Source organism: Shewanella sp. 553, assembly GCF_059338375.1.
In genome coordinates, this window is the sequence record NZ_CM181701.1 from 2,578,324 (window position 1) to 2,599,897 (window position 21,574).

21 protein-coding genes are annotated in these 21,574 nt (G+C 46.3%); 5 read left to right on the forward strand and 16 right to left on the reverse strand.

The window, feature by feature from the left end; genetic code table 11:
- Nucleotides 1–9 precede the first annotated feature (9 nt).
- The 11 genes from lpxD to rpsB all read right to left on the reverse strand — a co-directional run bounded on the left by lpxD (nucleotide 10) and on the right by rpsB (nucleotide 11,624).
- Complete coding sequence (gene lpxD, locus AC5YBZ_RS11460; protein WP_494542925.1) at nucleotides 10–1,035, reverse strand: UDP-3-O-(3-hydroxymyristoyl)glucosamine N-acyltransferase; 1,026 nt, start codon at nucleotides 1,033–1,035, stop codon at nucleotides 10–12.
- 6 nt (nucleotides 1,036–1,041) lie between these two features.
- A complete protein-coding gene (locus tag AC5YBZ_RS11465) occupies nucleotides 1,042–1,536 on the reverse strand; it encodes an OmpH/Skp family outer membrane protein (protein WP_494521607.1) in 495 nt (164 codons plus the stop codon).
- 68 nt (nucleotides 1,537–1,604) lie between these two features.
- On the reverse strand, nucleotides 1,605–4,088 hold the full coding sequence (bamA, locus tag AC5YBZ_RS11470) for an outer membrane protein assembly factor BamA (RefSeq protein WP_494521351.1): 2,484 nt from the start codon (nucleotides 4,086–4,088) through the stop codon (nucleotides 1,605–1,607).
- Nucleotides 4,089–4,119: 31 nt separating this feature from the next.
- Nucleotides 4,120–5,481 (reverse strand): sigma E protease regulator RseP, encoded by a 1,362-nt coding sequence (rseP, locus tag AC5YBZ_RS11475; protein ID WP_494542926.1) that lies wholly within the window; start codon nucleotides 5,479–5,481, stop codon nucleotides 4,120–4,122.
- 12 nt (nucleotides 5,482–5,493) lie between these two features.
- Complete coding sequence (ispC, locus tag AC5YBZ_RS11480) at nucleotides 5,494–6,687, reverse strand: 1-deoxy-D-xylulose-5-phosphate reductoisomerase (RefSeq protein WP_494542927.1); 1,194 nt, start codon at nucleotides 6,685–6,687, stop codon at nucleotides 5,494–5,496.
- Between the two features lie 2 nt (nucleotides 6,688–6,689).
- A complete protein-coding gene (locus AC5YBZ_RS11485) occupies nucleotides 6,690–7,547 on the reverse strand; it encodes a phosphatidate cytidylyltransferase (protein ID WP_494521348.1) in 858 nt (285 codons plus the stop codon).
- Nucleotides 7,548–7,565: 18 nt separating this feature from the next.
- Nucleotides 7,566–8,360: an undecaprenyl pyrophosphate synthase gene (gene uppS / locus AC5YBZ_RS11490; protein ID WP_494523722.1), complete on the reverse strand. Its 795-nt coding sequence runs from the start codon at nucleotides 8,358–8,360 to the stop codon at nucleotides 7,566–7,568.
- Between the two features lie 81 nt (nucleotides 8,361–8,441).
- Nucleotides 8,442–8,999, reverse strand: a complete 558-nt coding sequence (gene frr / locus AC5YBZ_RS11495; protein WP_494521346.1) for a ribosome recycling factor — start codon at nucleotides 8,997–8,999, stop codon at nucleotides 8,442–8,444.
- 48 nt (nucleotides 9,000–9,047) lie between these two features.
- The gene (gene pyrH, locus AC5YBZ_RS11500) at nucleotides 9,048–9,794 is read right to left on the reverse strand and encodes a UMP kinase (protein ID WP_475514382.1); all 747 of its coding nucleotides are present in this window, start codon (nucleotides 9,792–9,794) and stop codon (nucleotides 9,048–9,050) included.
- A 133-nt stretch (nucleotides 9,795–9,927) separates the two neighbouring features.
- Nucleotides 9,928–10,776 (reverse strand): translation elongation factor Ts, encoded by an 849-nt coding sequence (tsf, locus tag AC5YBZ_RS11505; RefSeq protein WP_475514383.1) that lies wholly within the window; start codon nucleotides 10,774–10,776, stop codon nucleotides 9,928–9,930.
- Nucleotides 10,777–10,895: 119 nt separating this feature from the next.
- Entirely contained in the window at nucleotides 10,896–11,624 is a 729-nt protein-coding gene (gene rpsB, locus AC5YBZ_RS11510) for a 30S ribosomal protein S2 (protein ID WP_110458609.1), read from the reverse strand.
- 290 nt (nucleotides 11,625–11,914) lie between these two features.
- On the opposite strand from rpsB, the gene map reads away from it, so the two are divergent.
- From map to AC5YBZ_RS11535, 5 genes are all read left to right on the forward strand, one after another.
- On the forward strand, nucleotides 11,915–12,712 hold the full coding sequence (gene map / locus AC5YBZ_RS11515) for a type I methionyl aminopeptidase (protein WP_494521345.1): 798 nt from the start codon (nucleotides 11,915–11,917) through the stop codon (nucleotides 12,710–12,712).
- A gap of 103 nt (nucleotides 12,713–12,815) precedes the next feature.
- Nucleotides 12,816–15,386, forward strand: coding sequence for a bifunctional uridylyltransferase/uridylyl-removing protein GlnD (gene glnD, locus AC5YBZ_RS11520; protein WP_494521344.1), 2,571 nt, complete (start codon nucleotides 12,816–12,818; stop codon nucleotides 15,384–15,386).
- Between the two features lie 47 nt (nucleotides 15,387–15,433).
- Complete coding sequence (dapD, locus tag AC5YBZ_RS11525) at nucleotides 15,434–16,258, forward strand: 2,3,4,5-tetrahydropyridine-2,6-dicarboxylate N-succinyltransferase (protein WP_494521343.1); 825 nt, start codon at nucleotides 15,434–15,436, stop codon at nucleotides 16,256–16,258.
- Nucleotides 16,259–16,561: 303 nt separating this feature from the next.
- Nucleotides 16,562–16,696 (forward strand): hypothetical protein, encoded by a 135-nt coding sequence (locus AC5YBZ_RS11530; RefSeq protein WP_494542928.1) that lies wholly within the window; start codon nucleotides 16,562–16,564, stop codon nucleotides 16,694–16,696.
- Nucleotides 16,656–16,907: a DUF3718 domain-containing protein gene (locus tag AC5YBZ_RS11535; protein ID WP_494542929.1), complete on the forward strand. Its 252-nt coding sequence runs from the start codon at nucleotides 16,656–16,658 to the stop codon at nucleotides 16,905–16,907. The genes AC5YBZ_RS11530 and AC5YBZ_RS11535 overlap by 41 nt, the downstream gene beginning before the upstream one ends.
- Nucleotides 16,908–17,119: 212 nt before the next feature.
- Here the strand turns inward: AC5YBZ_RS11535 and purU are convergent, their stop codons facing one another.
- The 5 genes from purU to AC5YBZ_RS11560 form a co-directional block, all read right to left on the reverse strand.
- Nucleotides 17,120–17,953 (reverse strand): formyltetrahydrofolate deformylase, encoded by an 834-nt coding sequence (gene purU, locus AC5YBZ_RS11540; protein ID WP_494521606.1) that lies wholly within the window; start codon nucleotides 17,951–17,953, stop codon nucleotides 17,120–17,122.
- A 77-nt stretch (nucleotides 17,954–18,030) separates the two neighbouring features.
- Complete coding sequence (locus AC5YBZ_RS11545) at nucleotides 18,031–19,497, reverse strand: PTS transporter subunit EIIC (protein ID WP_494542930.1); 1,467 nt, start codon at nucleotides 19,495–19,497, stop codon at nucleotides 18,031–18,033.
- Entirely contained in the window at nucleotides 19,461–19,925 is a 465-nt protein-coding gene (locus tag AC5YBZ_RS11550) for a flavodoxin (RefSeq protein ID WP_494523724.1), read from the reverse strand. Before AC5YBZ_RS11550 ends, AC5YBZ_RS11545 begins: the two co-directional genes overlap by 37 nt.
- A gap of 495 nt (nucleotides 19,926–20,420) precedes the next feature.
- Entirely contained in the window at nucleotides 20,421–21,218 is a 798-nt protein-coding gene (gene truC, locus AC5YBZ_RS11555; RefSeq protein ID WP_494524817.1) for a tRNA pseudouridine(65) synthase TruC, read from the reverse strand.
- A gap of 22 nt (nucleotides 21,219–21,240) precedes the next feature.
- A complete protein-coding gene (locus AC5YBZ_RS11560; RefSeq protein WP_475514390.1) occupies nucleotides 21,241–21,561 on the reverse strand; it encodes a YqcC family protein in 321 nt (106 codons plus the stop codon).
- Between the last annotated feature and the right edge of the window lie 13 nt (nucleotides 21,562–21,574).

The window sequence follows — 21,574 nt, forward strand, 5'->3', positions numbered from 1 at the left end:
AAGGGGCACTTAATCTTCTATTTTAACGTTTTTTTCTAACTTTTTAACGCGTTGGAACAGTTCATCTAGCTGTCTAAACCGTACGGTATTTCGACGCCACACCTTGTTTTCCATCGCCACAGTAGCAGAGGAGTATACACCAGGCTCCCTGATAACACTCGTAACGTTTGTGCCACCTGAGATATGGGTACCGTCGGCGACGGATAAATGTCCAGCTACGGCGCTACAGCCACCAATGATACAATATTTACCTATGGTGACACTACCCGCAAAGGTAGAACCACCGGCAAGAGCACTGTTTTCACCAATAATCACATTATGGGCAATTTGCACTTGGTTATCGATGATCACCCCATCATGGATCTCGGTATGATCTAGTGCGCCACGGTCAATACTAGTACAAGCACCAATTTCAACCCGATCACCAATACGCACGCCCCCCGTTTGCGGAATGCGGATCCACTGCCCACGCTCATTAGCATAACCAAAACCGTCCGATCCCAGTACCGTGCCCGAATGCACTATACAGTCTTGACCAAGGTGGACATTGTGGTACACAGTCACATTAGGCCACAAGATGGTATTGGAGCCGATGATAACGTCTTGGCTTACAACACATCCTGCACCAATCTGTACCTGCTGCCCCAAAATCACATTGGGGCCGATAACGGCATTGGCGCCAATAGCAACGCCTTCGCCTATAGTGGCACTGACATCAATCACTGCGCTGGGATGAATTGCTTCAGCGGCTTTAGGCGTCGAGTCGAGTAACTGCGCCACCCTTGCAAATCCTACATAAGGATCATTAAGTACAATTGCGTTGCCGTTAAAATCAGCCGCCATTTTGGGCGACAACAACACTGCTGATGCCAATGTGCCCGCAAGCTGATGCTGGTATTTTGAGTTGGCTAAAAAAGAGATCTCACCCTTTTGCGCTTTTTCGAGAGTGGCAACTCGGTTAATTTCAACCGTGTCGTCACCTTGTACCGCAGCATTTAAGTAAACAGCGATCTCTTTTAATGTATAGCTTTTCATTAATCGTTAGCCTTTGCTCAACGCTTCAACAACTTTACTGCTGATATCTGAAGAAGGCTTAACATAGATGGCAGCACCACGCTGCAGCACTAGGTCATATTGCTCTTTTTCCGCAATAGCGGTGATCGCTTTTTGCACTTCAACTAACAGTTTGTTTTGCTCTTCACCGTTACGACGACGCATATCTTCATCTAAAGCTTTGCCTTTTAATTGCAGCTCAGCTTTGAGTGATTCCATCTTACGCAACATATCGGTTTTTTGGCTTTCGCTCATCAGCGCGGCATCACGCTGCTGCTTCTCAAGCATGCCACGTAGCTCGTCTTGCATCTTTTGCACGTTAGCCACACGGTCACCAAATTCGGTTTTGAGTGTTTTACTCACGGCTTCGCGCTGGGGTAACTGCTCAAATACCGCTTGCATATCTACCACTGCAATTTTTTCTGCTTGTGCAGCAATCGGTGCACCTAACAGAACCAAAACCATCATTGCGCGATTAAACATCTTATTCAAAATAAACTCCTTGTTGTCAGCAAAACTTGCCGATTATTTTTATTTAAATTAGTTCTAACTTAGAAAGTTTTACCAATGTTGAACGAGAAAATCTCGGTTTCATCATCTTCATACTCTGTGATTGGCCACGCAAGGCTAAATACCATTGGCCCCATGGGCGACAACCACTGAACACTCATCCCCGCTGACGCACGAATGCGTGAAGGATCAGAGTAATCTGCCAGTTCGGCAAACTCTTCAGCAGGCAAGCCGCGATAGGAATCGTAATCAAATTCAGTATCCCAGACATTACCCGCATCGACAAAGAAGCTGGTACGCACAGAGTTAGTATAGGCTTCGTCCAAGAATGGCGTCGGCACAATAAGCTCAATGCTGGCGGTCGCGATGGCATTACCACCGATAGAACGCCCTTGGCTGACTTCGATGCGATTTGGATCGCCAGGCAAGGTACAACCATCACCCGATGGATCTGGTGAACACGGCTCACTACCACGATACAAGTAGAATGAACGAGGGCCCACAGAGTTCGACTTAAAGCCACGTAATGAGCTGCTACCACCCGAGTAGTAGTTTTCCCAGAACGGTAAAATCTGATCGTTATCCCCAAACTGGCCATAACCATTACCGTAGCCGACACGCGCCTTAGTTAATAACACGAAGCTATGGCTACGGTTAAAGGGCCAGTAGAAGCTGGTGTCAAAGTCGGTTTTAAAGTATTGCAGATCTGAACCAGGAACCGTCATCTTACCGCTTAAACGCTGTGAAGAACCGTCTGTTGGGAAGGTACCGCGGTTCAACGTACTGCGATACCAGCCAAGATTCAATTCGAAATTATCAAATGCTAGCTCGGCATTAGGGTCATCTTGATCACGATAGATATTGTAGAAACGCAGCGCCTGCTCATAAGCTGAAATCTCTGAAATTGCGTTATGACGATAGCCTATACCACCGTTAATACGGTTATATTCGTTAATTGGGAAACCTGAGTTTAAAGCAACGCCGTAAGAGCTGTTTTTATAACGCTCAAGGTTAGCCTCTTGCGCATCAAACTCATTCCAGAAAACACTGCCGCCTAAGCTCACGCCGTCCTTAGTGAAATAGGGATCGGTATAAGAGAAATTAATATTCTTAGAATACTTATTAGTATTTAAGTTAATGCCGGCCTGATTACCAGTCCCTAGGAAGTTGCTTTGCTGGACACCAAACTGCAAGCTTATACCTGATTCGGTACCATAACCCACACCCGCGTTAAATGAACCAGAAGGCTGCTCTTTCACATTAAAGGCAACATCGACCAAATCATCGGTGCCAGGTACTTGCACCGTTTGTGTATCAACAGTTTCGAAATAACCTAGACGGTTAAGGCGCGCTTTAGATTGCTCGACTTGCGCGGCATTTAACCATGCCCCTTCCATCTGGCGTAATTCACGACGCATTACTTCATCTTTAGTGACTTGGTTACCCGTGAAGTTAATGCTACGCACATAAACCCGCTTGCCCGGTTTAATATTGACATTAAGAGTCACCTCTTTGGTGTCGTCATTAATTTCTGGGTAGGTTTTCACTTCAGGATAGGCATAGCCGAAACGACCAAGATACTTGCCGTACATCTCTTCGGTAAAGGTCACGTCGCCGCCATTGTAGGTATCACCCACTTTGATCGGCAAAATCGCTTGCATCACCTCTTCACGGCCCATAAGGTCTCCGGTGAGGTTGACCTCTTTTACCTTGTACTGCTCACCTTCATCGACATTAATCGTGATATACAGCCCTTTACGATCAGGCGTCATCGCGACCTGAGTCGAGGTGACATCGAAGCGAATATAACCGCGGTTATGGTAAAAGGTTTTGATGGTTTCAAGGTCGGCTTGCAGCTTTTGCTTTTGGTAACGACGCTCACCAAACAGGTCCCACCAGGCCACATAATCTTTTAATTCCAGCATGCTGATCAATTCAGCATCGCTAAACACTGTGTTACCCACAACGTTTATCTGGCGAATTTCAGCGGCTAAGCCTTCAGTAAACTTAAACTTAAGCTCGACACGATTTCGCGGTAAGTTAATCACCTGCGCTTCAACTTTAGCGCCGTATTTACCCACACCGTAGTAGAAATCTTGCAGGCTTTTTTCAATTCCGCTAAGCATGGTGCGATCTAATGACTCACCAACTTTAACGTCACTGCCATCGAGACTCTCTTGCAACTGCTCATCTTTAATGTCTTTGTTGCCTTCGAAGGTCACAGCGCTAATGGTTGGACGCTCTTTGACCGTCACCACGAGGACATTGCCATCGCGACTGACTTCGATATGTTCGAAGTTAGTTGACGCGTACAAGCTTTTAATCGCTTGCTGCAGACGCGTTTCGTCAACGGTATCGCCCACCTTAATGGGGATATTGAGGAGTGCGGCACCTAATGCAACACGTTGTAAACCTTGTACTTGGATGTCTGTAACTTCAAAAGGCTGGAATGTTTCGGCCCAACCGTTCCCTGATAAAGACGCACCGACTAATAACATCGAGGCAAAAATTTTATTCAATCTCATAGAGCACTTCTAATTATGTGTGTGTCCTTGCTCAGAGTCGGGAAAAATCATTGAAAAGGGCGATACTCATCAACATTAGCAGCATAGCTGCCCCAAATCTGAATCCAATTTCCTGTACCTTCTCCGGTACAGGCCTGCCTGTGATCACTTCGATGAAGTAATATAACAGATGCCCACCATCTAGCACTGGTAAAGGCAATAGGTTAATAATGCCTAAATTGACGCTAATTAATGCTAGGAACCCTAAAAAGTAAACTAAACCATAGTTAGCACTACTCCCCGCACCTTGTGCGATTGAAATAGGTCCACTTAGGTTTTTCACCGACACATCGCCAGTAAATAATTTGCCAATCATCTTAATGCTGACTGACACAAGTTGCCACGTTTTATCGGCGGCAACCACAAAAGATTCGCCTAAACCGTATTCTAACTGTAAACGCATATCATCTGGCCAAGGAGCTTGAGTGGGTGCAACACCAATTACCCCCTCTATTTGACCATTATCGCCAGTACGCGATTTAGGCGTCACCGCAAGCTCAACCTGCATACCATCGCGTAGCACAGTGATGTTTACAGTCTTACCCGCCGCCGCTTTAATTTGTTCGACAAACCCATCCCATTGGCTATAACGCTGGCCATCGATAGCAACCAAGGTATCACCAACCCTAAGCCCTGCGGCATACGCGGCGCCATCTTCACTGACAAAGGCCAAGGTGGGACTCACGTCTGGTTGATAAATGCCTAACCCCAGCGAGGTGATTGGCGATTGTTTTTCTGGGTCAAATTGCCACTGACGAGTGTCGAGGCGATAAGTACGCTCTTGGCCCATAACACCTGATAGTGGGGCTAGGGTTATGTCGATATTATCATCGCCAATATGCCCAACTAAGGCATAGGTCACCTCCTCCCAGTTGCGGACGGCTTGGTCGCCAACGGCAATCACTTGCTGCGGCTGTTTAACCTCAATGATAGCGGCAGGCGTATTAGGCTGGGTGGTTTCAATAACTGGTTTTAATGACGGCACACCAATGAGGTACATGATGTACAACGCAAAAATGGCGAAGATAAAGTTAGCCATGGGGCCGGCGCCGACAATGGCAATGCGCTGCCAGACGCACTTACGATTAAAAGCTTGAGGTTTTAATGCTTCTGGCACATCGTCAACACGCTCATCGAGCATCTTCACGTAACCACCGAGCGGGATCATCGCGACCACATACTCGGTGCCATCTGCTCCGATTTTACGCCAAATCGCTTTACCAAAACCGATGGAAAAGCGCTCCACTTTGACGCCGCAGCGACGTGCGACCCAAAAGTGGCCATATTCATGGGCCGTGATTAATATGCCTAAAGCAATAATAAAGGAACCTAGGTTCCATAAAAAATCTAGCATTGAGCTCCTTCTTTACTGCTGCACACGTTTAACATGTTCAGCAGCCACTCGGCGAGTTTGGTTATCCAGCGCCAAAATATCTTCAATCGTGTTTAAACTTTGCTTGGCCACTTTGGTTAGGCAAAATTCGTTGATAAGAGCAATATCGGTAAACCGAATGCGCCCTGCTAGGAATGCTTCGACCGATATTTCATTAGCCGCGTTGAGCACAGTTGTCGCTTCTTGGCCTTGCTCACAGGCATCAATGGCTAATGCTAAACAAGGGAAACGGTTAAAATCGGGTTCAAGAAAGCTTAACTGTCCGACTTTGAAAAAATCTAAAGGTTCAACGCCAGCAGAAATTCTTTGTGGATAAGCCATACAATGTGCGATAGGCGTGCGCATATCAGGGTTGCCCAACTGAGCGACAACAGATCCATCTTTATATTGCACCATTGAGTGAATGACACTTTGTGGGTGCACCACCACTTTTAATTGCTCTTTGCCGGCATTAAACAACCAACGGGCCTCAATATATTCCAGCCCTTTATTCATCATGCTAGCCGAATCAACAGAGATTTTACGTCCCATCGACCAGTTGGGGTGCTTACAGGCTTGATCTGGTGTCATGTGCTGCAAAGTGGCAAGGTCAGTACTAAGAAAAGGACCACCCGAACCAGTCAGCAAAATATGTGAAATACCGGCGTCGGTTAGTTGGCATACGCCGATTTGCTGCTGCACCTCGAAGGGTAAACATTGAAAAATCGCATTATGCTCGCTGTCCACAGGCAGCACTTGCGCGCCAGAAGCTTGCATCTGATCGATAAACAAACGTCCTGACATCACCAATGATTCTTTATTGGCCAATAACACTCGCTTGCCCGCACGAACCGCAGCTAAGGTTGAAGGTAATCCGGCAGCCCCGACAATGGCCGCCATCACAGTATCCACCTCACTTGCGGCAACTAAATCGAGCAGTTCATCTGCACCGCTAGAGACTCGGGTGCGCAGTGATTTAGGCAGTTGGTCTGCTAACTCTTTGGCCGCCTCGGCATCGACCATGTGCGCCACACAAGGCTCATGGGTTATGCATAACGCTAGCATCTTATCGACACTACGATTGGCCACTAGGGCGTAAACCTCATAATCAGCCGGATTACGCTCGACAACACTGAGCGTGCTGGCGCCAATTGAGCCTGTGGCCCCTAGAATCACCATCTTTTGCATGGTTACATCCAAAATGCGATATAAATGAGTGTAAAGACTGGCAACGCGGCGGTTAGGCTATCAATTCTGTCTAGAACGCCACCATGGCCAGGCAAGATAGTACCTGAGTCTTTTATGTCGGCAACACGCTTAAACATACTCTCAGACAGATCGCCCACCGCAGACACTAAGGCAACAAACAGGGTGACTACAATCACCAAGCCTAACTCTTGCTCAGGTGAGAGTAACATCACCCCAGCAACAACAAGCATAGTCGTCAGCAGGCCACCAATGAGGCCTTCCACGGTTTTAGCAGGGCTGACATTGGGCATCAATTTATGTTTACCTAAGGCTTTACCCGCAAAGTAAGCGCCAGAATCGGCAGCCCATACGGTCAACATCACCAAGAAGACCAAGGTACCACCGTAATAGGGATCAGCCTGTGAGCTTAATGCCTTGAGCGCAACTAATGCAGTAAAACAAGGGATTAATGTTAACTGGCCAAACATCGACTTGAACATGTGGCTCTTAGCCCACAAGGTCGAACTTTTAGGATATGACACGATGAAGAGTAAGGAGATAACCCACCAAAATGCACCAATGACCATAATCGCTAGAAATATGGGATGTAAATGGCCCTTAAACCACACCTCTGTGCTAGGTACAAACAGATTGAGCGCCACTAATAAAATACCGATAGTCAACGTGAAACTCCACTGAGTGATGTTACAACGTTTATCGATAATACGGCCCCACTCTTTAGCGGCGATTAAAAATACCGCCACCAGAGCCCATGAAAAATACTCCACAGGGAAAAAGAATATGGCACCCATCACTAATGGGATTAACCATACTGCTGTTATTATTCTATGCTTTAGCAAAACTTTCCCTCTTATAATTTATTGCTCAGCCTGTAGCGTCTCAATTTGCGTTCCCGTTAATCCGAAACGGCGTTGACGCGAAGCAAATACAGCGACAGCTTCTTTAAAGGCTTGCTCGTCAAAGTCGGGCCAAAGCACCTCAGTAAACACTAACTCTGCATAAGCGGCCTGCCAGAGTATAAAATTACTGATGCGAAAATCTCCACCCGTACGGATCATTAAATCAACTTCCGGCTGATTTTGCATGCATAAATGCTGACTTAACGCCTCTTCGGTGAACTGACTGCTGCTCATTTCGCCAGATTCAACCTTTTTGGCTAAGGTTTGCGCCGCTTGCATGATGTCCCAACGACCGCCATAGTTGGCTGCGACGTTTAAGATTAAACCGTCATTCTCGGCAGTTTGTGCCATTGCCGAAGCAATTTGCTTTTGTAAACGCGGCGAAAAGCGACTGGTATCGCCTATGATATTGAGGCGTACGCCATTGTTATGTAGTCGCTTTAACTCCCGTTGTAACACGGTAAAAAACAGCTCCATTAACAAGCTAACTTCTTTGTCTGGTCGACGCCAATTCTCACTGGAAAATGCAAATAAGGTCAATGAACCGACCCCCATTTCTCGTGCAGTGCTCACCGCTCGGCGAACCGCCTTTACGCCTGCTTTATGTCCAATCACCCGCGGCTTACCTTGAGCTTGCGCCCAACGCCCATTGCCATCCATGATAATAGCAACGTGCTTAGGTATAGACAGCTTAATCAGCTCAGCGAGTGTGTCATCAGCTAACTCTGAGCCAGATTGAGATTCGATCGACATCTATTACAACCCTTAAAAATAGCAAACGCCGTGTAGTATACCCCTACACGGCGTGTTAACTCTAGTAACTAAGACTGCAGATTAGACTTCCATCAACTCTGCTTCTTTAGCCGCCAAAATTTCATCAATCATTTTAATGTGTGCATCGGTAAACTTCTGAATTTCATCTTCACTGCGACGCACATCGTCTTCGGTACACTCTTTTTCTTTCTCTAATGCTTTTACATCAGAGTTAGCATCACGGCGAACGTTACGTACGGCAATACGTCCGTTTTCCGCTTCGGCGCGAACCACTTTGATCAGGTCTTTACGACGCTCTTCAGTTAGCGCAGGTAGCGGAATGCGAATAGTGGTGCCTGCAGACATAGGGTTTAGCCCCAAATCTGAACTCATAATTGCCTTTTCTACCGCTGCTATCATAGTTGAGTCAAAAACGCTGACCGCTAGGGTTCTTGAATCTTCAATCGATACGTTACCCACTTGCTTTAGTGGAGTCAGTGAACCGTAATAAGGTACCTTGATTGAATCAAGTAGACTCGGGTGAGCACGACCGGTACGCACTTTAGCCATTTGCGTTTTAGTCGCTTCAACACATTTACCCATGCGTAGTTTCGCATCTTCTTTGATTTCATTAATCACGTTTAATATCCTTTTTGCTTACTAAATTTACGTTAGTATAAATGGTACTTATTCGGCTGATTTTACGCGGCTACTTTTGATCATTGTGCCTTCATGATCACCCATAATAACACGGCGCAGCGCACCAGGCTTATTCATATTGAACACTAAAATAGGCATGTCGTGATCTCTCGCCAGTGTAAATGCAGCAAGATCCATCACTTTTAATTCTTTGTCTAGTACTTCGTCGTAACCCATTTCGTCATATTTAACGGCTTCAGGGTTCTTCACTGGGTCGTCTGAATAGACGCCATCGACTTTGGTGCCCTTGAGCACAACTTCGGCTTCAATCTCAATACCGCGCAGGCACGCAGCAGAGTCAGTAGTGCAAAATGGATTACCCGTACCGGCTGCAAAAATCACCACTCGACCCGATTTTAGCAAGCTAATCGCTTCAGCCCAGTTATAATCGTCACACACACCTTTAAGCGGTATTGCTGACATCAGGCGCGCATTAACATAAGCACGGTGCAAGGCATCACGCATTGCTAAGCCATTCATCACAGTGGCTAACATGCCCATATGGTCGCCAACAACACGGTTCATACCGGCTTTAGCCAGCCCTTCACCACGGAACAGGTTACCACCACCGATCACAACACCAACTTGAATACCAAGCTCAACCAACTCCTTAACCTCTTGTGCCATACGATCGAGTACTTTAGGGTCGATACCAAAGCCTTCTTCGCCCATCAGGGCTTCGCCACTCAATTTAAGAAGAATACGTCGAAAAGCGGGTTTGGGGTTTGTGCTCATAGTTTTTTGTCCTGATAAATGCTGGTGGGTATTTTACCAATTATATCGAAAAAAATGCAGGCTGTGACAATCTAATTGGCATAATAAAACCGCAGCGATTGCTGCGGTTTTTAGGGTATCAAAAAAGCGGCGATTACGCCTTTGAAGCAGCGATTTGTGCTGCAACTTCAGCAGCGAAATCTTCTTCTTTCTTCGCGATACCTTCACCAACTTCTAAACGAATGAAGTTTGTAACAGTAGCGCCTTTCTCTTTAAGAATCTCGCCAACTGTTTTCTTTGGTTCCATGATGAAAGCTTGACCAGTAAGAGAAACTTCACCGGTGAACTTCTTCATACGACCCGCAACCATCTTCTCAGCGATCTCTTGAGGCTTGCCTTCATTCATCGCGATTTCGATTTGAACGGCTCTTTCTTTCTCAACAACATCAGCAGGAACATCTTCTGGGTGAACGTATTCAGGCTTAGAAGCCGCTACGTGCATTGCGATGTGCTTAAGTGTTTCTTCGTCTGCATCACCAGTGACAACAACACCGATGCGTTCGCCGTGACGGTATGAAGCAGTGTTAGTACCATCGATGTACTCAACGCGACGTACGTTGATGTTTTCACCGATTTTAGCCACTAGTGCAACACGCGTTTCTTCGAACTGTGCTTTTAGGTCTTCAACAGTCACTTTAGATGCAGCAGCAACATCAAGTACTGCGTTAGCGAATGCTAGGAAGTTACCGTCTTTAGCAACGAAGTCAGTTTGACAGTTAACTTCTAAAAGTGCAGTGAAACCTTCGCCTTGCTTGATAAGGATAGTACCTTCAGCAGCGATGTTACCCGCTTTTTTAGCAGCCTTAGCAGCACCGCTCTTACGCATGTTTTCAATCGCTAGCTCAATGTCACCATTGGTTTCAGTTAGCGCTTTTTTACAATCCATCATGCCAGCGCCAGTGCGCTCACGTAGTTCTTTAACTTGGGCAGCAGTAATTGCCATTGTTAAATCCTCTATAGGTAAATCTACAAATCAAATGATATAAAACAGGGGCCTTAAGGGCCCCTGTTCACCAATCATATATCTTGGTTAATAAGGGCGATGAAATTCATCTCGCCTTATTATTCAGCTTCTACGAAACCGTCTTGTTCAGCTTGAACCGCTAGGTCTTGACCGCGACCAGCTTTAGCAGCTGCAGCAACTGACTCAGTGTACAGACGGATAGAACGCATAGCATCATCGTTACCAGGAACGATGTAGGTGATGCCGTCTGGAGAAGAGTTAGTATCTACAACAGCAACAACTGGGATACCTAGGTTGTTAGCTTCTTTAATCGCGATGTGCTCATGGTCAGCACCGATAACGAAGATAACGTCAGGTAGACCGCCCATGTTCTTGATACCACCAAGAGACTTTTCTAGTTTCTCAAGCTCGCGAGTACGCATTAGCGCCTCTTTCTTAGTTAGCTTGTCGAAAGTGCCATCGATTGACTGGCTTTCTAGATCTTTTAGACGCTTGATTGATTGACGAACTGTTTTCCAGTTAGTCAACATACCACCTAACCAGCGGTTATCAACATAGTACTGATCACAAGAAATTGCTGCTTCTTTGATAGCTTCGCTTGCAGCGCGCTTAGTACCTACGAAAAGAACTTTCCCTTTCTTAGATGCTACGTTGCTGATGAACGCTAGTGCTTCATTGAACATAGGCACAGTGTGCTCTAGGTTAATGATGTGAACACCATTACGAGCGCCGAAGATGAATGGCTTCATCTTTGGGTTCCAGTAACGAGTTTGGTGACCGAAGTGAACACCGGCTTGAAGCATGTCGCGCATTGAAACTGTAGTCATTTTATTACCTTAAAATTGGGGGTTAGACCTCCACGCATCCCATATCTCCGACCTTTTATAGGCACCCCGGAGAACGTGTCGATACGTGTGTGATTTAGTATTTAGTAATTGCCATGTATAATGGCCGCCAGATTCGCTCTTAACCAAACGTCAGAAGACCTGGTCAGATGACAAGTAATCAAGAGTCAAACGTAACGGCGCGCTTTATACCATGAAACCAGCGAAAACACAAATTTTTAGCATAGTTGACGCGCCAAAAATAAGACTACCGAGAAACAAGAGAAAGCCTAATGAGTATAGTGATTAAAACAGCCGAAGAGATCGAAAAAATGCGCGCTGCGGGCAAATTAGCCGCCGATGTTCTAGAGATGATAGCCCCTTACGTTAAGGCGGGCGTCACCACGAATGAGCTTAACGATATCTGTGCCAAATATACTGCAGAGCAAGGGGCAATTTCGGCGCCACTTAACTATCACGGTTTCCCGAAATCTATTTGCACCTCTATTAATGAGGTGATTTGTCATGGCATTCCCAATGACAGAGCCTTAAAAGATGGCGATATCCTCAATATCGACATTACCGTGATTAAGGATGGCTACCATGGTGACACCTCAAAAATGTTTCTGATTGGTGATGTCAGCGCCAAAGACAAACGTTTGTGCCGTGTCGCTCAAGAAAGCTTATACGAAGCCATCAAAAAGGTGCGTCCAGGTATGAAGCTAGGTGAAATTGGCACCATCATTGAGAAATACATTAAGAGTAAGAAAACCGGTCTAGAGAAATACAGTATCGTAACCGATTACTGTGGCCATGGTATCGGCGCTGGTTTTCATGAAGAACCCCAAGTCATGCATTACAAAAACAATGACAAGACCGTATTGCGTCCTGGCATGTGTTTTACCATCGAACCAATGATCAATGCGGGTCGTCATACAAGCGTATTAGATAAAGATGACAACTGGACGGTAACGACCTCTGACGGTAAAAACTCGGCCCAATGGGAACATACCCTATTAGTGACTGACAAAGGGGTTGAAGTATTGACCCTACGTTCAGAAGAAGACTTCCCGCGCATAATCAATCACTAATTGCTGTACTTTCCGTTTAAGTAGTGCGTAAAGTGGAGAGTGGATTACGATAATATCAGGCTGCGGTTCGGCAATAGCCGCAGCCTTTCCCCGAAGGATACCAATGAATAACGCACTGAACGCTAAATCAGCCTTAAAACTGCAAAACGAGCAACTATTAGAGCGATTTAATGCGGGCGAGTCGGTTACCTTGCTGGTAAAGCAACGCTGTCGCGCCGTAGATGCGTTACTGTGCAAACAATGGCGTTCTCATCAACTTGAGCAACATCCTGTGGCACTGATCGCGGTTGGTGGTTATGGTCGTGGCGAACTGCACCCGCACTCAGACGTAGATCTGCTGTTTTTGATTGACGGACAATTATCCCAAGAAGGTGAACACCTATTGGGGCAATATATCGCCTTTTTGTGGGACGCTGGCTTAGAAGTGGGCCATAGCGTCCGCAGCGTTGATGACACTATCAATCAAGGCCGTAATGACATTACCATAGCAACCAACTTGCTCGAAGCGCGGCGGCTATGTGGTCCACACAAGTTATTTGCAGAGTTATATCGCCGCGTAAGAGAAGCCAACTTTTGGCCTGCCAGTGAGTTTTTTATTGCTAAGCGCGATGAACAGATTCTCCGGCACGCTAAAGCCAGTGCCTTCGATCTCGAACCCAACATCAAATCATGCCCTGGTGGTTTACGCGATATTCAAACCATTACTTGGGTAGCTATGCGCTACTTTAATGCCAGCTGCACCGAAGACTTAGTCGCCCACGGTTTTTTAGAAAAAGCAGAGTTAGACGAACTACTCGAATGCCAAGAATACTTGTGGCAGTTGAGATTTGCACTGCACCTTATCTCTGGCCGTGACGAAAACCGTTTACTGTTTGACTTGCAGCGTCAAGTTGCTGAATTACTTGGTTATAAAGATAAAACTCAGCTTGCGGTAGAACAGATGATGAAACGCTACTATCGCACGGTGCGCCGGGTGATGGAGCTTAACCAGATGCTGCTGCAACTGTTTAAACGGGCAACCTTAGGTCACACTACGGCACTTGAAATCTTCCCTATCGATGAAAACTACCAACGTCGTAGTAGCTTTATCGAGTGTCTTAAGCCTAACCTTTTTGACGATCCCGCCGAGATCATGGGGCTCTTCTTACAAGTGGCGCGTAACTCCAATATTAAAGCCATTTACGCGCCTACCCTGCGCCAGCTTCGCCGAGCGCGGCGTGCACAAACCCAACCGCTAATGCATCATGAGCCGTGCCGGGCGATATTTCTTGAAATATTACGCCATCCGCGCGGTATTGCGGCCTTATCATTGATGCACAGCCACGGGATCATGTCTGCCTACTTACCTGCTTGGCGCAGTATCGAAGGTCAGATGCAGTTTGACCTGTTCCATGCCTATACGGTCGATGAACATACCCATAGATTAATCTTAAATATCGAGCGGTTTTCTCAACCCGAGCAAAAAGAGGAATTTCCACTTGGTTCAGTGCTGATTAATCAGCTGCCTAAAAAAGGTTTACTGGTCTTGGCGGCCATTTTTCACGATATAGGCAAAGGCCGCGGCGGTGATCACAGCAAGCTGGGCGCAGTCGATGCTCAAGCATTTTGCGATCTACACGGCTTAAATAAACACGATGGCAGACTGGTTAGCTGGCTAGTCGAGAATCACCTGATTATGTCGGTAACGGCGCAGCGCCGCGATATTTCCGACCCTGATGTGGTTGCTGAATTTGCCGATAAAGTGCGAGATGCGGTGCATTTAAGCTATCTCTACTGCCTGACGGTCGCGGATATTTGTGCCACCAATGAAAAAACCTGGAACAGCTGGAAAGGCTCGTTACTGCGCGATCTTTACTTTTCGACGCAGCGGGTGCTAGCACGCGGCAAAGAAAAGCCGGTTGATATTCGTGCCCGTGTACGCGAACACCAAGCCAAGGCAAAAAAAGAGCTGCTAAGACGCGGCATTAAAGAAAAAAGCCTCGACCAATTATGGTTACGCTTTAAAGCCGATTACTTTTTGCGTCACCAGCCCAATCAAGTAGCTTGGCATGCCGAGGCTATCCTTAAACATAAACATGATGAAGCCTTAGTACTCATCTCCAAACACACCACTCGTGGTGGTACAGAATTATTTGTTTATACTCCAGACAAACCGAGATTATTTGCCACTGTTATGGCGGTACTCGATAATAAAAACATCAATGTGCATGATGCTAATATCATGAACTCAAAAGATGGATATGCACTGGATTCTTTCGTCATTTTAGAGCAAGATGGCAGCCCAGTTTCGCAGTTATCTCGAATTCAGAGCTTAAGAAAAGCCCTGATCAGAGCCTTAAGCAGCGATACCGCCAAACTGCCCAAATTTAAAAAATTGCCGCGTAAGATGAAACCCTTTAGGGTACCGACTCAGGTGAGTTTTTTACCCGCGCGCAAGCAAGGCACCACCTTAATGGAGCTTATTGCATTAGACAGCCCTGGCTTACTGGCTAAGGTCGGTGATATTTTTTATCGTTGTCAGGTCACGCTGCTGGCGGCCAAGATCACCACGATTGGTGAGCGTGCAGAAGACTTTTTTATGTTGCAAACCGCCGATGGCAAACAGTTAGAACCAGCTCAACAAGAGGAGCTCAGCGCCGCGTTAATCGAAGCGCTCGCCGAGCCAAGTAACTAAATACTTTTTATTCAGCAATCATCTTTAATGATAATCGGGAGACGTTAATGGAGGCTTTACGCCAACGTATTGAGGCAGCTTTTGAAGCTCGCGCAGAAATTACCCCTACCACGGTCGATGCCAGCGTGCGTGCCGACGTAGAAAAAGTCATCAATATGCTTGATAAAGGCGAGGCACGCGTCGCCGAGAAAATTGATGGTCAGTGGCATGTGCACCAATGGTTGAAGAAAGCCGTTTTACTCTCGTTCCGTATTTTCGACAATCAAGTGGTCGACGGTGCAGAAACTAAGTACTTTGATAAAGTGCCGATGAAATTTGCCGACTACGACGAAGCACGTTTTAAAGCGGAAGCGATTCGTGTGGTACCTCCTGCAGCTGTGCGTAAAGGCTCTTATATCGGCAAAAATACCGTATTGATGCCGTCATATGTCAACTTGGGCGCTTACGTCGACGAAGGCACTATGGTCGACACTTGGGCAACTGTGGGCTCATGTGCACAAATTGGTAAAAACGTGCACTTGTCAGGCGGCGTTGGCATTGGCGGTGTACTTGAACCGCTGCAAGCTGGCCCCACCATTATCGAAGATAACTGTTTTATCGGCGCCCGCTCTGAGATTGTTGAAGGTGTTGTGGTTGAAGAAGGCTCGGTTATCTCTATGGGCGTCTACATTGGCCAAAGCACACGTATTTTTGACCGTGAAACTGGCGAAGTGCATTATGGCCGCGTTCCTGCCGGCTCTGTGGTGGTGTCGGGTAACTTACCGTCAAAATGTGGCACTTACAGCCTCTATGCGGCGATCATCGTCAAGAAAGTCGATGCCAAAACTCGCGGCAAAGTGGGCATTAATGAACTACTGCGTATCGTTGATTAATCACCGTTGCACCTAATATTAACGCCAGCTGCAGCACTATCAGCTGGCTTTTTTATACGCTGGGTACAGGCATTGCTCTATGCTAATAGCCTTGTACTAATTATTCATCGCCCTATCCCCTTAACCTTTGAGCTCTCTTCTCTGACCGAATTAGCACCAGTTAGACACATTTGTTTACCTGCAGATACCATTCGATACATGCCTCACATAAAAATACATTTTTAGACAATTTACTCACAGCTTTTGGCGCTAAAAACGACTTAACTCAACCTTAACCGCCATAAAAAATGCTAGGAGTTCAACATGAAAAAGTTACTCTCGATCGCTGTCATTGCTTTAGCGCCATTGGCTTTCTCAACTCAGGCAGCCATGACAGTGCAGATGGAAAACGCTTTAATTGCCGTTTGCAAAGCAGGGGGCCAGCAACAACGTCGTTAAGTTTAATGGCACCATGCGGGAATACCGCATCAATAAACAGCGTATTTTCCCTAGGCTCGTTTGTAATCAGCAGAGCTTTTACCAGTTCGCTCAGTCCCAAGGCGCAGAGCGTACCGCACAGCAGATATTACGTTACACCAAAGGAAGTGTAACCATCACAGATATTGCCATGCATTATGAGGATATGCAGCCACTTACCGTTAACTATTAACGACTTATCATAAAGCATGGAGCGTAAACCTAGAGAGATTAGCCGTAATCAACAAACCAGTGACGAAAGCAGAAGCTACGTAGCCGATAGGTTAGCAATTCTCAGTTAAAGATTTGAGATTTGATCTCAGTTGACCTCGTCGCCTAGCGACGGGTCAACCAAGACTTTATATGCTCATTGATACCATCACCGCAGATTTAGCGTCACAGCTATTAAAACACCACCGTCTTATTGCCATAAACAATGACATTTTCTTGCAGTACCAATTGCAGCGCTTTGCTCAACACGCTTTTCTCAACATCACGACCACATTGAGCCAGATCATCGGCGCTAAAGCTATGATCCACTGGGATCACATCTTGCTTAATAATCGGCCCTTCATCCAAGCAATTATTGACAAAGTGCGCCGTGGCGCCAATGATTTTCACCCCACGTTCCCACGCTTGTCGGTAAGGTGCAGCCCCCACAAAAGCCGGCAAAAAAGAGTGGTGAATATTGATGATACGGTTAGGGTGTTGCTCTACAAACTCCGGGGTTAACACCCGCATATATTTAGCCAAAACGAGGTAATCAGGTTGATATTGCACGATAATATCCAACATGGCTTGCTCATGTTCATGACGAGTCAAGCCCTCATGAGACACCTGATAAAACGGGATATTAAATTTTTCAGCTAATGGTTTGAGTAGATCGTAATTACCAATAATTGCTGATATTTCAACATCTAAAGCACCGTAATACGCTTTCATAAGTAAATCGCCAAGGCAATGAGCCTCTTTGGTTACCATCACAACAATCCGCTTGGTGCTTTTGGTCACCAGTTTAAGATGACGCTGGGGCGGTAATACCTTCCCTACATCGAACAGTAACCCCTGCTCATCCTCACAGCCTTCGACCTCGGTGCGCATAAAAAATCGCCCCTGTGCATTATCAACAAACTCACTGTTCTTAACGATATTTAAGCCGTGGGCATAACAGACAGCGGTAATTTTAGTGATTAACCCCGGCGCATCGGCGCAGTCGGTGATCAGTACTTTTCGTTGCATCATTTTTCTCCATTAACCTCGATCTAAGCCAATAATGACGCTTGTTTTGTTCATTAGCTAGCCCGATAACTCAGCCGTTATGATGACGGTTTATGTCGGTCTAAATACCGCTGTAACAAGCGACGAATGCGTTCAGCTTTAGTCCCATAAACCAGTTGTACGCCACTTCCGACCATCACCACACCCTTTGACCCCAGTTGTGCTAGGCGTTGCTTATCCACAAGTTCGGCCTGTTTAATGCCTATCCGCAGCCGAGTTAAGCAAGCACTCAATCCACTGATGTTATCTTTACCACCTAAGGCTGAGATCATGGCAATGATGCTTAGAGGTGGTGCCGATTGTCCTTCTACTCGCCCAGGGGTTTTCAAATTAAAGGTCATAATGGAAATACGAAACACCAGATAATAGATCACTGCCGTCAGCGGGCCTAATACCCAAAACCAATGTGTATTATGTGACAATCCAAACAATAAGGTAAAATCCACCAGCCCATGGGAGAACACCACACTGTGGTGAATATCTAAGGCAATAGCCACCGCATAGGCAAGCCCGGTCATCAAGGCATGCACTAAAAACAATAATGGCGCGACAAGCATAAAGGCAAATTCGACGGCTTCGGTCACCCCAGTTAACCAGCTTGCCCCCGCTGCTGAGAGCATGATTCCTGCGACGCAATTACGCTCACTTTTATCCGCGCAGCGCCAAATAGCCAGTGCCGCAGCAGGTAACCCCCACATTTTAATCAGATAACCACCAGCTAAATGACCTGCTTTAGGATCGCCCGCTAAATAACGGGCAACTTCGCCCCTCACAACTTCGCTATCGGTAGCATATTGCCCCATTTCAAGATAAAACGGCGCATTCCAAATATGGTGTAATCCAAATGGGATTAATAGCCGCTCAACACTACCGTAGATAGCAAAGGCCAATACGGGCTCTTGATACACGGCCCAATCTGAGACGCCCTCAATCCAATGAGATAATGGCGGCCATAGCAACAGGGCACCATAGCCCAACCCCATGGCAATAGGTAACATTAACAACGGAGCGCTACGATGGCCTTCAAAAAACGAGAACACTGCAGGCAGTCTAAGCCGCTCGCTAAGCCTAACCGCGATGCAGGTCACTGCACCAACAACAATACCACCAGCGATACCAGTGTCGAACGTTTGCGCCCCTAATATGCTCTGCGCATCAAATTGATGTATATCGACCCACGCCGATAAACTGGCAAAAAATACGCTATAGCCAAATACTGCAGTAAAGGCGGCAATCCCTTGATCACGACAAAACCCTATCGCTATGGTCACCGCAAATAGCATCGGCATCATAGCGAAAATCAACTCACCTATGGCTAACATTACAACGGCACTATTGGCCGAAATAAACGCAATAGGGTTGAAAGCTAACCCCACCATCAGCCCTGCTGCAGGTAAAATCGCGATGGGCAATAGCAATGACTGGCTTAGTCGCTGGGCAAACTTAAACCATTGATGACGGAGTTGTTTCAACCGACGTGATTCGGTGAGGCCATTAATAGCCATTGACTCAACCAGGCTTTAGCCGCGAGCTCGGGCTCCATGGTTTCACAAGCATCAAGCTTAAGTAGCTCACCGACCCTAGTAGCACCTAATTCAGTTAATAGCTCATCAAACTTAATTCCTGCATGGCAGAAAGTCTCATAACTTGAGTCACCCAAGGCAATGACCCCGTAAGCTAACTTAGGTAGATAAGGTGCTGCCTGTCGCAGCGTCTCAAACCAAAGATTAAGCTCGTCTGGAATATCCCCCTGTCCTGTAGTCGATGTAACGATGAGTAGCAACTCATCTTCTGGCGGCACAAAGCCCGTCAAGGTTTCAGGGGCGCTAAGCATCACAGGCCATTGGGCCTCGACAAGTTGTGCTTGTAAGGTTTCGGCCACAAACTGGGCGTTACCATAAACAGTTCCAAAAACTAGATTAACTTTTTTCATTTTTTCTTTAGCCCTCGGCACAGAATTTACATATAATTCAAACAATACTTTATTGAAAGCTTGATAGCTACACTAGGTTATTGAGTTTCAAGGATCAATTAGATGCGACACTCTAGCCGAAAAAAACATCTAAAGCATGTTCAACGAAGCGCTCATATTAGACGCATGTGTTATTTCAGAACCGTCCACACTTTCGCCCCGCTGCAACCATACGAACTGACTATCAAGAAAGAAACTGAGTTGTTAACCCATCAGACTGATAAAGATAAACAAGAGTGTAAATAGCTAACCGGTCGTTAGTCCTGTTCTAGTCATAACCAGTAACTTATCTACGGCGCAGAGCACCGACTGACACTTACCGATGAGTATGACTAAATAAACACCTTCAATGAAAATACCTTACGCACTGACACTTGTTTTTATTCAAGGTGGCGTAAGGCATTTGATGATAACGGTAAAATATAGTGGGCAATGAGCGGTATTACACCAACATAATTAGCGTGCGATCAGTAAGCTTGGCTTATCAGACAACAATTCATCATTCCAACCAAAGGCCTCAAACAAGGTCAACCACTCTGGTTCTAACTCGGTTTCGACACTCATAGGCTCACCCGTTCTTGGATGAGTGAAGCTTAATTTTTTAGCGATAAGCCATAAACGATTGATGCCAAAGTGATCCCTAAAAAAGCGATTTTGCTTACCATCACCATGGGTGGTGTCACCCACAATTGGATGACGCAGATGCGCCATGTGCCGGCGAAGTTGGTGTTTACGTCCCGTATGAGGCGTTAACTGCACCAATGCGTAACGACTGGTAGGATAGCGTCCTGAAGCATAGGGTATTTCACAGTTTAGCAGAGGCTGGTAACTGGTTTGCGCTTCTTGAGCCGCCTTATTAGGGTCGACATCCTTATCGCCCAGCTCATCAAACTCCTGTTTAAGCGGATAATCCAAGGTATCACCTTGCAACATATTTCCACGCACTATGGCTAAATAGTGCTTTTCAACCGCTTTTGAGGCGAATTGCTGACACAAAACATTAGCCATTTCACTGCTTTTAGCAAACAACAATACACCCGATGTTGGCCTGTCTAGGCGGTGTACCGGAAACACATGGCAGCCGACTTTGTCACGCGTCATTTGCATGGCAAAAAAGCGTTCTCGGCGAGCAAGATAGCTGCGATGCACCAATAAGCCAGCGGGCTTATGGATCACGACCAGATCTTCATCCTCATAAAGAATAACTATCTCTGGCGCTGAGTCTGCGGCACTACAGGTTTCATCACAGAGCATCGCTTGCGGATCGACTATTGGATTATCTTGGTTCACTTAAACACTCATCTAATTGATTAATAATGCTAATTAACGTTCGCAGCTCAATGCGGTGCTGCCATACGTATTCAGCCATCGGTGCTAGCGCAATATTAGTTGGCAAAGGAGCTCGCTGGGCCACAAGCTCATTCATCTTGGGAATAAAAATAAATTGCAGCCAATGCTCAAATGGCATTGACTCACAAGCAAACGGCGTAGGATCGGCCATGGCCTGCGCTGACGGTGGCTCATCAGCCCATAACGCCTGCGCTTTTAGTTCCTGCGTAATGAGAGCTAATTGCTTTTGGGTAAACCGGTACAACATTGTAATTTCCTAG

Coding starts and splice junctions, on each gene's coding strand:
- lpxD (WP_494542925.1), bottom strand. CDS start 1,035: ATGAAAAGCTATACATTAAAAGAGATCGCTGTTTACTTAAATGCTGCG.
- AC5YBZ_RS11465 (WP_494521607.1), bottom strand. CDS start 1,536: ATGTTTAATCGCGCAATGATGGTTTTGGTTCTGTTAGGTGCACCGATT.
- bamA (WP_494521351.1), bottom strand. CDS start 4,088: ATGAGATTGAATAAAATTTTTGCCTCGATGTTATTAGTCGGTGCGTCT.
- rseP (WP_494542926.1), bottom strand. CDS start 5,481: ATGCTAGATTTTTTATGGAACCTAGGTTCCTTTATTATTGCTTTAGGC.
- ispC (WP_494542927.1), bottom strand. CDS start 6,687: ATGCAAAAGATGGTGATTCTAGGGGCCACAGGCTCAATTGGCGCCAGC.
- uppS (WP_494523722.1), bottom strand. CDS start 8,360: ATGTCGATCGAATCTCAATCTGGCTCAGAGTTAGCTGATGACACACTC.
- pyrH (WP_475514382.1), bottom strand. CDS start 9,794: ATGAGCACAAACCCCAAACCCGCTTTTCGACGTATTCTTCTTAAATTG.
- tsf (WP_475514383.1), bottom strand. CDS start 10,776: ATGGCAATTACTGCTGCCCAAGTTAAAGAACTACGTGAGCGCACTGGC.
- rpsB (WP_110458609.1), bottom strand. CDS start 11,624: ATGACTACAGTTTCAATGCGCGACATGCTTCAAGCCGGTGTTCACTTC.
- map (WP_494521345.1), top strand. CDS start 11,915: ATGAGTATAGTGATTAAAACAGCCGAAGAGATCGAAAAAATGCGCGCT.
- glnD (WP_494521344.1), top strand. CDS start 12,816: ATGAATAACGCACTGAACGCTAAATCAGCCTTAAAACTGCAAAACGAG.
- dapD (WP_494521343.1), top strand. CDS start 15,434: ATGGAGGCTTTACGCCAACGTATTGAGGCAGCTTTTGAAGCTCGCGCA.
- AC5YBZ_RS11530 (WP_494542928.1), top strand. CDS start 16,562: ATGAAAAAGTTACTCTCGATCGCTGTCATTGCTTTAGCGCCATTGGCT.
- purU (WP_494521606.1), bottom strand. CDS start 17,953: ATGCAACGAAAAGTACTGATCACCGACTGCGCCGATGCGCCGGGGTTA.
- AC5YBZ_RS11545 (WP_494542930.1), bottom strand. CDS start 19,497: ATGGCTATTAATGGCCTCACCGAATCACGTCGGTTGAAACAACTCCGT.
- AC5YBZ_RS11550 (WP_494523724.1), bottom strand. CDS start 19,925: ATGAAAAAAGTTAATCTAGTTTTTGGAACTGTTTATGGTAACGCCCAG.
- truC (WP_494524817.1), bottom strand. CDS start 21,218: ATGCTCTGTGATGAAACCTGTAGTGCCGCAGACTCAGCGCCAGAGATA.
- AC5YBZ_RS11560 (WP_475514390.1), bottom strand. CDS start 21,561: ATGTTGTACCGGTTTACCCAAAAGCAATTAGCTCTCATTACGCAGGAA.